The organism is Azospirillum fermentarium (assembly GCF_025961205.1).
Classification (GTDB): domain Bacteria; phylum Pseudomonadota; class Alphaproteobacteria; order Azospirillales; family Azospirillaceae; genus Azospirillum; species Azospirillum fermentarium.
Map to the genome: position 1 here is coordinate 407,642 of NZ_JAOQNH010000003.1, position 14,108 is coordinate 421,749.

Sequence of the window (14,108 nt, forward strand, 5' to 3'; positions counted from 1 at the left end):
GTGCCATGGCGGAAGGTATCATTTTCAGAAGATGATATTAATGGTTAATATACTTTTGAGAGATGTTGTGGGCCAAGAAAAACCTTCCGGTATTCTCTTCTTCAAGCATCGAAACCAAAGGGGATGGATATCCTGACCGGGCGGCTGGGAACGAGAAAGGCCCACGCGTACCGCCACCGTGTGCAGGGAAACGGCAAAGGCCCCGGTGCTCTCCGCACCGGGGCCTTTGCCTGGGTTCACAATCACCCCTTGCCGCCCGCGGGCTCAGACCGCCGCCAGTTCCTTCTCGTCCGCCGGGACCGGCGTGCGGATCAGGTAGTCGAAGGCGGACAGGGCGGCCTTGGCCCCTTCGCCCATGGCGATGATGATCTGCTTGTACGGCACCGTGGTGGCGTCGCCCGCCGCGAACACACCGGGCGCGGAGGTCTGGCCGCGGGCGTCCACCTCGATCTCGCCGCGGGGCGACAGGGCCAGCGTGCCCTTCAGCCATTCGGTGTTGGGGACAAGGCCGATCTGGACGAAGATGCCTTCCAGGTCGATGCGCTTGACCGCGTCGGTGGTGCGGTCCTTGTACGACAGGCCGGTCACCCGGGTGCCGTCACCGTGGACCTCGGTGGTCAGGGCCGAGGTGATGACGGTGACGTTGGGCAGCGAGCGCAGCTTGGCCTGGAGCACCGCATCGGCGCGCAGCTGGCCGTCGAACTCGATCAGCGTCACCTGGGCGACGATGCCGGCCAGGTCGATGGCCGCCTCCACGCCGGAATTGCCGCCGCCGATCACCGCCACCCGTTTGCCCTTGAACAGCGGGCCGTCGCAGTGGGGGCAATAGGCCACACCCTTGTTGCGGTATTCCGCCTCGCCCGGGACGTTCATCTGCCGCCAGCGGGCGCCGGTGGACAGGATGACGGTGCGGGCGCGCAACGACGCACCATTCGCCAGCTGCACTTCGATCAGGCCGCCCGGCACCGCGGCGGGCACCAGCTTTTCGGCGCGCTGCAGGTTCATCACGTCAACCTCATACTCCTTGACGTGGTGTTCCAGGGCGGCGGCCAGCTTCGGCCCCTCGGTGTGGGCGACGGAGATGAAGTTCTCGATCGCCATGGTGTCCAGCACCTGCCCGCCGAAGCGTTCGGCGGCCACCCCGGTGCGGATGCCCTTGCGGGCGGCGTAGATGGCGGCGGCACCGCCGGCGGGACCGCCGCCGATCACCAGCACCTCGAACGGGGCCTTGGTCCTGATCTTCTCCGCCGCGCGGTCCGACGCGCCGGTGTCCAGCTTGGCGACGATCTGCTCCAGGCTCATGCGGCCCTGGGCGAACGGCTCGCCGTTGAGGAAGACCGAGGGCACGGCCATGATCTGGCGCGCCGTCACCTCGTCCTGGAACAGCGCGCCGTCGATGGCGACATGCTTGATCCGCGGGTTCAGCACGCTCATGGCGTTCAGCGCCTGCACCACGTCGGGGCAGTTCTGGCACGACAGCGAGAAATAGGTTTCGAAGAGGAAGTCGCCGTCCAGATCCTTGACCTGCTGGATGACCTCCTCCGACTCCTTGGGCGGGTTGCCGCCGACCTGCAGCAGAGCCAGGATCAGGGAGTTGAATTCGTGGCCCATGGGCAGGCCGGCGAACCGCACGCCGATGTCGGTGCCCACGCGGTTGATGGCGAACGAGGGCGTGCGCGCGTCGTCGCGGCGCACCAGCGTGATCTTGTCCGACAGCGATGCGATGTCGGTGAGCAGGCTCAGCAGTTCCTGGGACTTGGCGCCATCGTCGAGAGAGGCAGCCAGTTCCACCGGCTGGGTGATCCGTTCGAAATAGGCCCGCAACTGGCCCTTCACACCGTCGTCCAGCATAACGATGGCTCCTTTGATTTTCTGGTTTTTCGGCGTTGCCCGGCTCACATCACCGCCGCGCGGCAGGGGGCGCGTGCGGGTGCCGGGGATCGGCGGCCGGGTCTGGAAACAGCGGGTCCAGGGCCGGGGGCCGGACCCCGCGGGGGCCGCCAGGAGCGGCACCCGCGGGGGGTATCAGGCGATGTGGCCGGAAGGCCGGAGCGGCAGATTAGATCTTGCCGACCAGATCCAGCGACGGGGCGAGGGTCTTCTGACCTTCTTCCCACTTGGCCGGGCACACTTCGCCGGGGTGCGACGCGACGTACTGCGCGGCCTTGATCTTGCGCAGGAGTTCGGTGGCGCTGCGGCCCACGCCGCCGGCGTTGATTTCGACGATCTGGATCTTGCCGTCGGGATCGACAACGAAGGTGCCGCGGTCGGCCAGACCGGCTTCTTCGATCATCACGCCGAAATTGCGGGTGATGGCGCCGGTGGGGTCACCGACCATGGTGTATTCGATCTTGCTGATCGCGGCCGAGGTGTCGTGCCACGCCTTGTGGCAGAAATGGGTGTCGGTGGACACGCTGTAGATTTCGACGCCCAGCTTCTGGAATTCAGCGTAGTTGTCGGCCAGATCTTCGAGTTCGGTCGGGCAAACGAAGGTGAAGTCGGCGGGGTAGAAGAACACGACCGACCACTTGCCCTTCAGGTCGGCATCGCTCACGTCGATGAACTTGCCGCCCTTGAAGGCCTTGGCGGAAAACGGCTTCACTTCGGTGTTGATCAGCGACATTTCTCTAAACTCCACAAGCGGGTTGGCTTTGATATTTACGATCTTTTGGCGCCCGGCCCGCCGGCTGCGTTTCCGCCGCCGTCGCTGGCCGTCTGCCCGCAGTGAAGGTATGGGTATCCGCTCTCCGATAAAAGCAGAAAATTCAGATGGTCTTGATCGGAAAAACCGATTACACTCCGCGGTATGAAACCGATGCCCACCTTGCGCCAGTTGCGCTACCTCGTGGCGGTCGTTGACCGCTGCCATTTCGGGCAGGCGGCGGAAGCCTGCCTCGTCAGCCAGTCCACGCTCAGCGCCAGCATCCAGGAGTTGGAGGATCTGCTGGGGGCGCCGCTTCTGGAGCGGACGCGCCGGTCGGTCATGCCCACGCCGCTGGGACGCGAGGTGGCGGAGCGGGCGCGCGGCCTGTTGAAAGGGGCGGAGGATCTGGTGGACATCGCCCGCTCCTCCACCGATCCCATGGGCGGGCCGCTGCATCTGGGGGTGATTCCCACCATCGGGCCGTTCCTGATTCCCCGCATCATGCCGCGGCTGCGCGCCGCGTTTCCCAAGCTGAAGCTTTATCTGCGCGAGGATCAGACGGCGCGCCTGCTGGCCCGGCTGGACACCGGCGAGCTGGACGCGGCGATCCTGGCGCTGCCGTATCCCATGGGCGATCTGGAATCCGTGGACATCGCCGAGGACCGGTTCTGGGTGGTGTGCCCGCCCGACCACCGGCTGTGCGCCACGCCCACGGCCCAGCCGGCGGACGTGGCGATGGAAGACCTGATGCTGCTGGAGGACGGCCATTGCCTGCGCGAACACGCGCTGGCGGCCTGCGCGCTGGAGGAGGCGCCGCGCAACACCACCTTCCAGGGGACCAGCCTGCACACGCTGGTGCAGATGGTGGCCAACGGGCTGGGGGTGACGCTTTTGCCGCAGATGGCGGTGGATTCCGGCATCCTGCGCGGTCTCAACCTGGGGGTCCGGCCCCTGGACGGGCCGGTCCCGTACCGGCGAATCGGGCTGGTGTGGCGCCGCACCTCGGGGCGGAAGGAAACCTTCCGCCATCTGGCCGAAACCCTGCGGGAGGAAATCGCCTCTCCCATCCCGGTGGCGGCGTAAGGGGCGGGGTTTACCCGACGATGCGCCAGCTTCCGTCGGCCTGGCGGCAGGCGGTGCCGTTGGCGCGTTGAAGCTGGCCGCCCACCGAAATGGTGGTCTGGTATTCCCGGCAATAATCCCCGCTGCTGGCGTAGCCGTCGCGCAAGGGGGTGTAGCTGCCCCAGTTGCCGTTCTGCGGGTTGTTCCACCGCACGGTCTGGCCGATGGGGGCGCCGTAGGCCTGCATCTCGGCCTGACGGGCATAGGTGGCGTCGGCGCGGTCGAGAGAGGCGCCGGCGGCACTGCCCAGGGCCGCACCCAGCAGGGTGCCCACGCCCACCGCCACCAGCTTGCCCGCCCCGCCGCCGAAGCGCGACCCGGCCACGCCGCCGACGATGCCGCCCAGGACGGCGCCGCCGGTCTGCTTGCTGATGCCGGCGCTGCCGCCATAGGGGTCGTTGTAGCCGCCGGGGTTGGCGCAGCCGGCCAGCAGAGCGGTGGCGGCGACGGCGGCGATCAGGGGTTTGCGGGCTTTCATGATCGGATCATCCTTTCCGGCTCGGTGGGCCGTGATGTATGAGGAAACGCCGGATGCGGCGGGATTATTCCCATGATGGCGATTTCGGCGGGTGTCGCACCGCCGCCTGCGCTATAGATGGTGCCCTTTCTTAGAAACGGCAGAGACCCCGGTTTTCCGACGATGCTGACCATTTCCGATCTCGATCTGTGTTACGGCGACGCCCAGGCTCTGGACGGCGTATCCATCGCGGTGGGCGAGGGGGAGGTCACGGCCATCGTCGGCGCCAACGGGGCGGGCAAGACCTCGCTGATCCGCACCATCGCCGGCATCCTGCGCCCGGCGCGCGGGTCGATCCGCTTCCGCGGCCAGGAAATCGCCGGCCTGCCCAGCCATGTGGTGTGCAATCTGGGCGTCGGACAGGTGGCCGAGGGGCGGCAGATCTTCCCCACCCTGTCGGTGCGCGAGAATCTGGAGATGGGGGCGGTGATCCCGCGCGCCCGTGCCGGTGCTGCCGCCACCTTCGACCGGGTGCTGGGCATGTTCCCCCGGCTGCAGGAACGGCTGGGGCAGGCCGCCGGCACCCTGTCGGGCGGGGAGCAGCAGATGCTGGCCATCGGGCGCTGCCTGATGGGCAAGCCCGACCTCATCATGTTCGACGAGCCGTCGCTGGGCCTGTCGCCGGCCCTGGTGCAGGAGCTGTTCCGCATCATCCGCACCCTGGCCGACGAGGGCATGACCATCATCCTGGTGGAACAGAACGTCGCCGCCTCCCTGAAGCTGGCGGCCCGCGCCTATGTGCTGGAAAACGGGCGGATCGTGCTGTCGGGCACCGGGGCCGAGCTGCTGGCCGATCCGGCGGTGAAGCAGGCCTATCTGGGGCTCTGACCTCACGCCGCGGCGGACAGGGGAATGCCCATCCGCCGGGCCTCCAGCATGAAGGCGCGGGTCATCTGCACCAGGTCGGTGCGCCAGTAGAGCTGTTCCAGCGGGTTATCCAGGAAATCGGCGGGCAGCATGGCGTAGCAATAGGTCTCCACCATGCGCGCCTGCGGGTTCCACGGGTCGGTGCCGTCGCGCCAGCCGGTCAGCCACCCGGCGTGACCGGCGCCGATGCTCCACCGCTCGAACCGGGACGCCAGCGTGTCGGCGGTCACCAGAGCCCCGCCGCCGCCGGGGTCGGCCACCGGCACGCGGTAGACCGCCACGAAACGGCGGACGTTCAATTGCAGGCTCATCAGCAGCGCGTCCCCGAACGCCTCCACCCGGTACAGGCAATCGGCGGTGCCGGCAACATGGGACAGGCTGACCCGTGCCCGCGCCATGGCGCCGATGGCCGGGGTGCCGTCAAAGGGGCGGGGGGACAGCGGGGGTGTTTCATGCTCCACCGCCCGCAAGGCCTCGGCCATGTCCGTGGTCAGAAAGCGGGTGATGCGCCGTTCGGCGTCGGCCATGGCCGGGGCGGCGGTGCCGGGGGAAGCGGGGCTGTGATCCATGTCTCCAGACCGTTGGGTAAGCGTTGCAGAGGTAACGCGCCCGCCCGGCCATGGTTCACGGCCCCCCGTGGGGTCAGCCCTTCAGGAAGAAGATCACCGACATACCCAGCCCCACCAGCATGATGAAGGCGCGCAGGATGCGCTGGGGGATGCGGCGGGCCAGATGCGCCCCGGCGTAGCCGCCGGCCACCGACCCCGCCATCATCAGCACCGCCGCCGGCCAATACACCACCCCGCCCAGGGCATAGGTGCCGACCGACACCAGCGTCAGCACCGCCGACAGGGCGCTTTTCAGCCCGTTCATGCCGTTCAGGCTCTTCATGTTGAACAGGCTGAGGTGGGCCAGCAGCAGGATGCCCAGCCCGCCGTTGAAATAGCCGCCGTAGCACGACACGGCGAACAGCCCGCCCAGCATGGCGCCGCGCCCGTGGATGCCGCGGCCCTTCAGCCACACGGAAAACGGCTTGCCGAAGGCGAACAGCGCCGTCGCGGCCAGCAGCAGCCATGGCACGATGTGGCGGAACACGGCGTCGGGGGTGACCAGCAGCAGGCAGGCGCCCAGCACTCCGCCCACCAGGCTGACCCCGGCCAGGACGGGCAGCCCCACCCCTTCCACCGGTTCCAGGTCGTGGCGGAAGCCATAGGCGCTGCTGGCATAGCCCGGCAGCAAGGCGGCGGTGCCGGTGGCCGCCGCCGACACCGGCGGCACCCCGGCGAACACCAGCGCCGGCAGGGTGACGAAGCTGCCGCCGCCGGCCAGGGCGTTCATGCCCCCGGCGATGAACGCGGCGGCGGACAAAAGGGCGAACGTGGTCAGGTCCAACATTTCCAGGCCGAATCAGGGAAGCAATGTTTCCCTTTTACGCACGGCGGCGGGAGAGCGCCAGCACCGCGTTGCCGGGGGCTGGGTTGCTTGACCACGGGAAAGACAGGGGGAAAAACGGCAGCCGCGGAGGAATCAGAACGGCAGCAGGGGGCGCAGCACGCTGGCCAGCGCCGCCACGATCAGCAGATAGAGTGCCAGCCGGGCCAGCCGCCGCCGGATGGGCAGCCGGTTGTCGTTGGCCGGCGGGTGGTTGAGACGCACCCGCCAGGCCGGAACGATGGACGCACCCAGCGGCTGAGCGGCCCCGTTGCCGGGGCCGCCCTTGCCGAAGGAAGGATGCGACCGGTTAGCCACGCTCGGCGAGCGGGACGAAGGCGCGCTTCGTCTCGCCCTGGAAGAGCTGGCGCGGACGGCCGATCTTCTGGCTGGGGTCTTCGATCATTTCCTTCCACTGGGAGATCCAGCCGACGGTGCGGGCCAGCGCGAACAGCACGGTGAACATGCTGGTCGGGAAGCCCATGGCCTTCAGGATGATGCCCGAGTAGAAGTCCACGTTCGGGTACAGCTTCTTCTGCACGAAGTAATCGTCTTCCAGGGCGATCTTTTCCAGCTCCATGGCGATGTCCAGGAGCGGCTCGTCCTTGATGCCCAGTTCGCTGAGCACTTCGTGGCAGGTCTGGCGCATGACCTGGGCGCGCGGGTCGTAGTTCTTGTAGACCCGGTGGCCGAAGCCCATCAGGCGGAAGTTGTCGTTCTTGTCCTTCGCACGGCGGACGATTTCCGGGATGCGATCGACCGAGCCGATCTCTTCCAGCATCTTCAGCACGGCTTCATTGGCGCCGCCGTGGGCCGGACCCCACAGCGAGGCGATGCCGGCGGCGATGCACGCGAACGGGTTCGCACCCGACGAACCGGCCAGACGGACGGTGGAGGTGGAGGCGTTCTGCTCGTGGTCGGCGTGCAGGATGAAGATCTTGTCCATGGCCTTGGACAGGACCGGGTTCACCTTGTACGGCTCGCACGGGGTGCCGAAGGTCATGTACAGGAAGTTTTCCGCGTACGACAGGTCGTTGCGCGGATACATGAAGGGCTGGCCGGCCGAATACTTGTAGGCCATGGCGGCCATGGTCGGCATCTTGGCGATCAGGCGGTGGGCGGCGATCTTGCGCTGCACCGGATCGTCGATGTCCGTGGAATCGTGGTAGAAGGCCGACAGCGCGCCGGTCACGCCGCACAGCACCGCCATCGGGTGGGCGTCGCGGCGGAAGCCGCTGTAGAACTTGCTGAGCTGTTCGTGCACCATCGAGTGACGGCGCAGGATGTTTTCGAAATCTTCCTTTTCCCCGGCGTTCGGCAGGTGGCCGTTCAGCAGCAGGTAGCAGACTTCGGGGAAGTTGCAGTTCTCTGCCAGATCGTCGATGGCATAGCCGCGGTGCAGCAGGACGCCCTCATCGCCATCGATGTAGGTGATGGTCGATTCGCACGAACCCGTGGAGGTAAAGCCAGGATCGTAAGTGAAGTAGCCGGTTTCCGCGTAGAGCTTACGGATATCGATAACGCTGGGGCCGATGGTGCCGTGCAGCACAGGCAGAGTGACCTGCTTGCCGGTCCGGTTATCGGTCAGAGTGACGGTGTCGCTGGGCGACGACGCGTTCTGAGTCATCTCGGCACGTCCTTGGTTTGGGTGGGGGCCTTCCTGCCCTTCTGGAGTCGGCGCAGCATAATTGCAGCCGCGCCGTTTATCAACGCATCGAAATTATTGCGGCGCAGCATTTGACGCATCACCCATGCGCCCCAGGGTCTCGTCCCGTCCCAAAAGTTCCGCAACCTCGAAAATCGGCGGGGAAACGGTGGAACCCGACAGGGCGGCGCGCAGGGGCTGGGCCACCTTGCCCAGCTTTTCGCCCTTCGCTTCTGCAAAAGCGCGCACGCGCGCTTCCAGGGCTGCCGCCGTCCACACCGATTCCGCGGCGAACAGGGCGGCCAGCTCGCCCAGCAGGGCGCGGGCGTCGGCGTTCAGTTGCCCCCTGGCCTTGTCGTCCAGGGCCAGCGGGCGGGGGGCGATGTAGAAGGCAGCGCTGGCGGCCAGATCCACCACCGTACGGGCGCGCGCCTTCAGCCCCGGCATGGCGCGGGTCAGCAGGGCGGTCTCGGCCTCGGTCAAGGCGCTGCCGCGCGCCGACTCCAGCCGCGGGGCGATGAGCGCCACCAGCCGGCCATCGTCGGCCTGACGCATGTAATGGGCGTTGAGGTTTTCCAGCTTGGCGAAATCGAAGCGCGAGGGCGAGCGCCCGATCCCCTCCAGCCCGAACCATGCGATGGCCTGTTCGGTGGAGATGATCTCGTCGTCCCCGTGGCCCCAGCCGAGTCGCAGCAGGTAGTTGCGGATCGCCTCGGGCAGATAGCCCATGTCGCGGTAGGCATCGACGCCCAGCGCCCCGTGCCGCTTGGACAGCTTGGCCCCGTCCGGCCCGTGGATCAGCGGGATATGGGAGAAGCTGGGCAGATCCCAGCCCATGGCGTTGAAGATCTGGATCTGGCGGAAGGTGTTGGTCAGGTGGTCGTCGCCGCGGATGACGTGGGTCACGCCCATGTCGTGGTCGTCCACCACCACCGCCAGCAGATACGTCGGCGTGCCGTCGGCGCGCAGCAGGATCAGGTCGTCCAACTGGCTGTTCTGCACGGTGACGGTGCCCTGCACCTCGTCCTTCAGCACGGTCTCGCCGGTCTGGGGGGCCTTGAGCCGGATGACCGGCTTCACCCCTTCGGGCGCGTCGGAGGCCGGGCGGTCGCGCCAGCGCCCGTCATAGCGCACCGGCTGGCCGGCGGCCTTCTGGGCGGCGCGCATGGCGTCCAGCTCCTCGGGGCTGGCGTAGCAATGGTATGCCTTGCCCTCGGCCAGAAGCTGGCGGGCGACCTCCGCGTGGCGGTCCTTGCGGTCGAACTGCGACACCGGTTCGTTGTCGCCCATCAGGCCCAGCCACGACAGCCCGTCGAGAATGGCGTCCACCGCCGCCTGGGTCGAGCGGGCGCGGTCGGTGTCCTCGATGCGCAGAAGGAAGGTGCCCCCGTGGTGCCGGGCGTACAGCCAGTTGAACAGCGCGGTGCGGGCGCCGCCAATGTGCAGGAATCCGGTGGGCGAGGGGGCGAAACGGGTAACGACGGTCATCGGTTGACTCAATTCCACGCTGTGGCGCTGTTACACTGGCGAAAACCAGTCTTTAACATATCGGCGGCACGGGTGGCGGACCAGTTTTACGATGTCGATACCGGTCTGGAATCCCCGGACGGCATGGCAGCCCCCCGCCGCGGACGGCTGGCCCGTGCCGCCGACCTCCTCTGCGCGCCCGTGCTGGAGGAGCGGGACCGCTGGCCCCTGTGGGTGCCGGTGGGCATCGGCGCCGGGGTGGCGCTCTATTTCGCGCTGACCGCCGAACCGCCGCCGTGGCTGGGGGGTGCGGGGCTGGCCGCCGGCCTCGTGTCCGCGTGGCTGGGGCGCCGGTCCCTGGCGGTGCTGGCGCTGGCCTGTGCGCTGATGAGTCTGGCCGCCGGCTTCGCCGCCGCCCAGATCCGCACCCAGTGGGTGGCCGCACCCATGCTGACGCGGGAGGTGGGGCCGGCCCCGGTCACGGGCCGGGTGGTGGCGGTGGAGCGGCTGGCGGAGGGGGCGCGGGTGGTGCTGTCCGGCCTGTCCATCCCGCGGCTGGCGGCCAAGGCGACACCGGACCGGGTGCGCATCCGCCTGATCGCCCGCCATGGGGTGCCGCCGGTGGGGGCGGTGATCCGCATCACCGCCGTGCTGCACCCGCCCCAGGGACCGGGGGAGCCGGGGGCCTTCGATTTTCAGCGCCACGCCTTTTTCGCCGGGCTGGGGGCGGTGGGCTATGCCCTGAGCGCGCCCGAGGTGATGGCGGGGCCGCCCCCCGGCCCGGCGGACCGGGCCGGGGTGATGCTGGAGGCGCTGCGCGAACACATCGCCGACCGGGTGGCGGCATCGGTGGACGGGGCGGGGGAGGCGGCGGTCACCACCGCGCTCATGAACGGCGAGCAGACCGGCATCCCCGAACCGCTGATGCAGGCCATGCGCGGCAGCGGGCTGGCGCATCTGCTGTCCATTTCCGGTCTGCACATCGCGCTGGTGGCCGGCATCGTCATGATGACCGTGCGGGTTCTGCTGGCGCTGGTGCCGTATGTGGCGCTGCGCCTGCCGGTGAAGGAGATGGCGGCCTTTGCCGGGCTGCTGGCCGCGGTGGCCTACACCGGCGTGGTGGGGGCACCGGTGCCCACCCTGCGCTCGGTGCTGATGACCGGCATGGTTCTGGCGGCGGTGGTGGTGGGGCGCGATCCGCTGTCCATGCGGCTGGTGGCCTTCGCCGGGGTGGCGGTGATGCTGATGGCCCCCGACAGCCTGCTGGGCGCCAGTTTCCAGATGTCGTTCGCCGCCGTGGTGGCGCTGATTGCGGTGTATGAACGAATCAGCGCTCCCATCGCCCGGTTGCGGGCGGACCTGGGGTGGGTGGGCCGTGGGGTGCTGGGGCTGGCGGGCATCGCGCTGACCAGCGTGGTGGCGACCATCGCCACGCTGCCCTTCGGCCTCTACCACTTCCAGACCATCAGCCTGTACGGCGTGCTCTCCAACATGATCGCCATCCCGGTCACCTCGGCCCTGGTGATGCCGTGCAGCCTGGCGGCCTATGCCCTGATGCCGCTGGGGTGGGAGGGGCCGGCGCTCACCGCCATGGGCTGGGGGGTGTGGGTGGTCAACCGCACGGCGGAAACCGTGGCCGCCTTGCCCGGCGCCACCCTGACCGCGCCCGCCATGCCGGGGTGGGGGCTGGGGCTGGTGACGATGGGCGGGCTGTGGGCGGCGGTCTGGCAAGGCCCGTGGCGCTATGCCGGCCTGGCGGTGGCGGTGGTGGGGCTGGCCTCTCCCTTTGTGGTGGAACGGCCCGACGTGCTGGTGTCGGCGGAGGGAGAGGTGATGGCGGTGCGCGGGGCCGATGGCCGCCTGTATCCCTCGGGCCGCGGCGGGCGGCGGGTGGTGGACGGCTGGACCGCCCGTGACGGCCAGCGGACCCCCGGCGCCCCGTGGCCCAGGGCCGGGCGCGGGGCCGAGGGGCGGCTGACCTGCGATGCGGTGGGGTGCCTGTACCGCAAGGACGGGCATACCATCGCCCTGTCCCGCCTGGACACCGGGCTGGAGGAGGATTGCCGCACGGCGGATGCCGTGATCACCACGGCCCCCGTGCGCCGCTGTGCCGCCCCGGTGGTGATCGACCATTGGTCGCTGCACCGCCGGGGCGCCCACACCCTGACCGTGCGCCCGGACGGCATCCGGGTGGACAGCGTGGGGATGGTCCGCGGGCGGCGGCCCTGGACCATCCCCTGATGCGGGTGCCTGGGCATAAACAGGCCCTCTCCCGGGGTGGGAGAGGGGGAATCCATGGTCAGGCGGTGCGCACCGTGCGCAGGAACTCCGCGATCTGGCTGTTCAGCCGCTCCACATCCATGGACAGGGTGTCGGCGACCGATTGCGAGGTGCCGGCGTCGGAGCCGGTGCGCGTGGCGGCATCGCGGACCATGCCGATGTTGTCCGAGACGTCGCGGGTGCCGTTGGCCGCCTGCTGGATGTTCTGGGCGATGTTGCGGGTGGCCGCCGCCTGCTGTTCCACCGCCGAGGAGATGGAGAAGGAGGTCTGCTCCAGCCCCTCGATGGCCTGTCCGATGCCGCGGATGGTGCTGACCGCCTCGTGGATGGCGCGCTGGATGTCGGCCACCTGGGTGGCGATGTCCTGGCTGGCCGATGCCGCCTGTTCCGACAGAGCCTTCACCTCGCCGGCCACCACGGCGAAGCCCTTGCCGGCCTCGCCCGCGCGGGCCGCTTCGATGGTGGCGTTGAGCGCCAGCAGCTTGGTGCGGCCCGACACGTCGGTGATGACCCGCACCACGTCGTCGATGCGGGCGGTGGCGGCACCCAGGCTGTCCACCGTGGCGCTGGTGCGGCGGGCGGCTTCGGCGGCGCTGGCGGCGGCGGTGGCGGAATCCGACGCCTGCCGCCCGATCTCGTCCACCGAGGCGGTCAGTTCGGTGGCGGCGGCGGCGGCGGTTTCCACGTTCACCGACGCCTGGCCGGCGGCATCGGCGATCAGCGCCGACCGCTGGCTGGAATCGCCCGCCGACGACGCCATGGCGTGGGCGGCGGTGCGCATCTTCTGCGCCGATTCGCCCACCCGTTCCACCAGCCCCGACACCGAGGATTCGAACGCGGAGGCCAGACGGTTCAGGCCGGCGCGCCGCTCCTCCTCCGCCCGCTGGGTCATGCGCTGCTGTTCCTCGTGCAGGCGCGACACCTCGGCGGCGTTGGTGCGGAACACCTCCAGCGCACGGGCCATGGCGGCGATCTCGTCCGACCCGCGGTTGTCGATGGTAACGGACGAATCCCCGTCGGCCAGCCGCAGCATGGCCTTTTCCAGCGCCGTCAGGCGGGCGATCAGGCTGCGGCTGACATAGCGCCACACGATCAGCACCGTCACCAGGATGCTGACCGCCGCCACGGCGATCAGCACGGTGCGGCTGTCGCTGACGGTGGCGCGGGTGGCGTCGGTGTCGGCGCTGATGCTGCGGGATGCCGCCTGGGCGATCTCGCCGGCGGTCTGGGACACGCGCTCGGACGCCGCGGCGCTGGCGGCCAGACCGCCGTCGCGTTCGCGCTGGGTCTGGAGCATCTGGCGCTGCAGGGGGATCAGCCCCTCCGGCCCGGTCATCTGGGCTTCCAGCCGGTCCAGGACCGGACCCATGGCGGTGGCGAGCCGGGGGTCCACCTTCGACGCATCGCGAAGCGCGGTGATGGCGTTGCCGGCGCGCATGGCGGTGACGTCGATGGCGGCGGCGGCGGTGGCGCCCATGGCCTCCGGCACCAGACCCAGCATGGCGACGCTTTCCCGTTCGATCACGTCCAGCGGCTGCAGCCCGTCCATGGCCTGAAGCAGCATTTTCGCCAGCAGAACCTTGCGCGCCTCGTCGGTGTCGCTCTTGTTCAGGTCGGTGCGGGCGCGTCCGGCCACCGCCTGCCAGCGGGCGCGCATGGGTTCGGCGGTGCTGCGCACCTCGGCCACGGTGGCGGTGATGGCGGCGGCGGTCTTGCCGCTGCGCTCCGTCAGGGCCAGCACCCGTTCCACCACCCGCGTCACCGCCGCTTCCTGGTCACGCGCCGTGGTCAGGGCGCTGCGCAGGGCGTCGGTGTGCCCGCCGCCGCCGTCCAGCGCCTGAAGCAGCGATTCCATCTCGCCCATGGTCTTCAGAGCGGCGGCGTGGAACCGTTCCTTTTCCGCCGCCGTGTCGGCCTGGGCCAATTGCGGCATCTGGGCCATCAGCGTCTGACTGGCGCCGGCCAGCGATTTGGCGGCCAGGATGTGCGGAACGGCGCTGCCCGCGATGCGGTCCAGGGAGACGGCCGCCACCCCGAAGGCATAGATCGCAGCACCCGCCGACACCACCAGCATGGACAGCACCACCCCGAACGCCAGGATCAGGCGCGTCCCGATGCTTGAGCCGATCGTCATC

Annotated in this window: 12 protein-coding genes; 3 read left to right on the forward strand and 9 right to left on the reverse strand. The window is 69.1% G+C overall.

The window, feature by feature from the left end; all coding sequences use genetic code 11:
• Positions 1–264 precede the first annotated feature (264 nt).
• Both ahpF and ahpC read right to left on the reverse strand, forming a co-directional pair.
• The gene (gene ahpF / locus M2352_RS22095) at positions 265–1,851 is read right to left on the reverse strand and encodes an alkyl hydroperoxide reductase subunit F (protein WP_264666692.1); all 1,587 of its coding nucleotides are present in this window, start codon (positions 1,849–1,851) and stop codon (positions 265–267) included.
• A gap of 208 nt (positions 1,852–2,059) precedes the next feature.
• Positions 2,060–2,623, reverse strand: coding sequence for an alkyl hydroperoxide reductase subunit C (ahpC, locus tag M2352_RS22100; RefSeq protein ID WP_264666693.1), 564 nt, complete (start codon positions 2,621–2,623; stop codon positions 2,060–2,062).
• A 183-nt stretch (positions 2,624–2,806) separates the two neighbouring features.
• On the opposite strand from ahpC, the gene M2352_RS22105 reads away from it, so the two are divergent.
• Positions 2,807–3,727: a hydrogen peroxide-inducible genes activator gene (locus tag M2352_RS22105; protein ID WP_264666694.1), complete on the forward strand. Its 921-nt coding sequence runs from the start codon at positions 2,807–2,809 to the stop codon at positions 3,725–3,727.
• Positions 3,728–3,737: 10 nt separating this feature from the next.
• Here the strand turns inward: M2352_RS22105 and M2352_RS22110 are convergent, their stop codons facing one another.
• Positions 3,738–4,244: an RT0821/Lpp0805 family surface protein gene (locus tag M2352_RS22110; protein ID WP_264666695.1), complete on the reverse strand. Its 507-nt coding sequence runs from the start codon at positions 4,242–4,244 to the stop codon at positions 3,738–3,740.
• A 162-nt stretch (positions 4,245–4,406) separates the two neighbouring features.
• Here M2352_RS22110 and M2352_RS22115 point away from each other — a divergent pair, with 162 nt between their 5' ends.
• Entirely contained in the window at positions 4,407–5,111 is a 705-nt protein-coding gene (locus M2352_RS22115; RefSeq protein WP_264666696.1) for an ABC transporter ATP-binding protein, read from the forward strand.
• 2 nt (positions 5,112–5,113) lie between these two features.
• Here the strand turns inward: M2352_RS22115 and M2352_RS22120 are convergent, their stop codons facing one another.
• The 5 genes from M2352_RS22120 to gltX all read right to left on the reverse strand — a co-directional run bounded on the left by M2352_RS22120 (position 5,114) and on the right by gltX (position 9,714).
• Positions 5,114–5,719, reverse strand: coding sequence for a hypothetical protein (locus tag M2352_RS22120; RefSeq protein ID WP_264666697.1), 606 nt, complete (start codon positions 5,717–5,719; stop codon positions 5,114–5,116).
• A 73-nt stretch (positions 5,720–5,792) separates the two neighbouring features.
• Entirely contained in the window at positions 5,793–6,545 is a 753-nt protein-coding gene (locus tag M2352_RS22125; RefSeq protein ID WP_264666698.1) for a sulfite exporter TauE/SafE family protein, read from the reverse strand.
• Positions 6,546–6,677: 132 nt separating this feature from the next.
• Entirely contained in the window at positions 6,678–6,899 is a 222-nt protein-coding gene (locus tag M2352_RS22130; RefSeq protein WP_264666699.1) for a hypothetical protein, read from the reverse strand.
• On the reverse strand, positions 6,892–8,208 hold the full coding sequence (gene gltA, locus M2352_RS22135; protein ID WP_264666700.1) for a citrate synthase: 1,317 nt from the start codon (positions 8,206–8,208) through the stop codon (positions 6,892–6,894). The genes M2352_RS22130 and gltA overlap by 8 nt, the downstream gene beginning before the upstream one ends.
• A 93-nt stretch (positions 8,209–8,301) precedes the next feature.
• The gene (gene gltX, locus M2352_RS22140; protein ID WP_264666701.1) at positions 8,302–9,714 is read right to left on the reverse strand and encodes a glutamate--tRNA ligase; all 1,413 of its coding nucleotides are present in this window, start codon (positions 9,712–9,714) and stop codon (positions 8,302–8,304) included.
• A 72-nt stretch (positions 9,715–9,786) separates the two neighbouring features.
• Between gltX and M2352_RS22145 the strand changes: the two genes are divergently transcribed.
• Positions 9,787–11,934 (forward strand): ComEC/Rec2 family competence protein, encoded by a 2,148-nt coding sequence (locus M2352_RS22145; protein WP_264666702.1) that lies wholly within the window; start codon positions 9,787–9,789, stop codon positions 11,932–11,934.
• A 58-nt stretch (positions 11,935–11,992) separates the two neighbouring features.
• Here M2352_RS22145 and M2352_RS22150 read toward each other — a convergent pair whose 3' ends face one another.
• Positions 11,993–14,107: a methyl-accepting chemotaxis protein gene (locus tag M2352_RS22150; protein ID WP_264666703.1), complete on the reverse strand. Its 2,115-nt coding sequence runs from the start codon at positions 14,105–14,107 to the stop codon at positions 11,993–11,995.
• Between the last annotated feature and the right edge of the window lies 1 nt (position 14,108).

Bases quoted from the DNA above. Each gene is read 5' to 3' on its own strand.
- M2352_RS22120 (WP_264666697.1), bottom strand. From the start codon at position 5,719: ATGGATCACAGCCCCGCTTCCCCCGGCACCGCCGCCCCGGCCATGGCC.
- M2352_RS22150 (WP_264666703.1), bottom strand. From the start codon at position 14,107: ATGACGATCGGCTCAAGCATCGGGACGCGCCTGATCCTGGCGTTCGGG.
- M2352_RS22105 (WP_264666694.1), top strand. From the start codon at position 2,807: ATGAAACCGATGCCCACCTTGCGCCAGTTGCGCTACCTCGTGGCGGTC.
- gltX (WP_264666701.1), bottom strand. From the start codon at position 9,714: ATGACCGTCGTTACCCGTTTCGCCCCCTCGCCCACCGGATTCCTGCAC.
- M2352_RS22115 (WP_264666696.1), top strand. From the start codon at position 4,407: ATGCTGACCATTTCCGATCTCGATCTGTGTTACGGCGACGCCCAGGCT.
- gltA (WP_264666700.1), bottom strand. From the start codon at position 8,208: ATGACTCAGAACGCGTCGTCGCCCAGCGACACCGTCACTCTGACCGAT.
- ahpC (WP_264666693.1), bottom strand. From the start codon at position 2,623: ATGTCGCTGATCAACACCGAAGTGAAGCCGTTTTCCGCCAAGGCCTTC.
- M2352_RS22125 (WP_264666698.1), bottom strand. From the start codon at position 6,545: ATGTTGGACCTGACCACGTTCGCCCTTTTGTCCGCCGCCGCGTTCATC.
- ahpF (WP_264666692.1), bottom strand. From the start codon at position 1,851: ATGCTGGACGACGGTGTGAAGGGCCAGTTGCGGGCCTATTTCGAACGG.
- M2352_RS22110 (WP_264666695.1), bottom strand. From the start codon at position 4,244: ATGAAAGCCCGCAAACCCCTGATCGCCGCCGTCGCCGCCACCGCTCTG.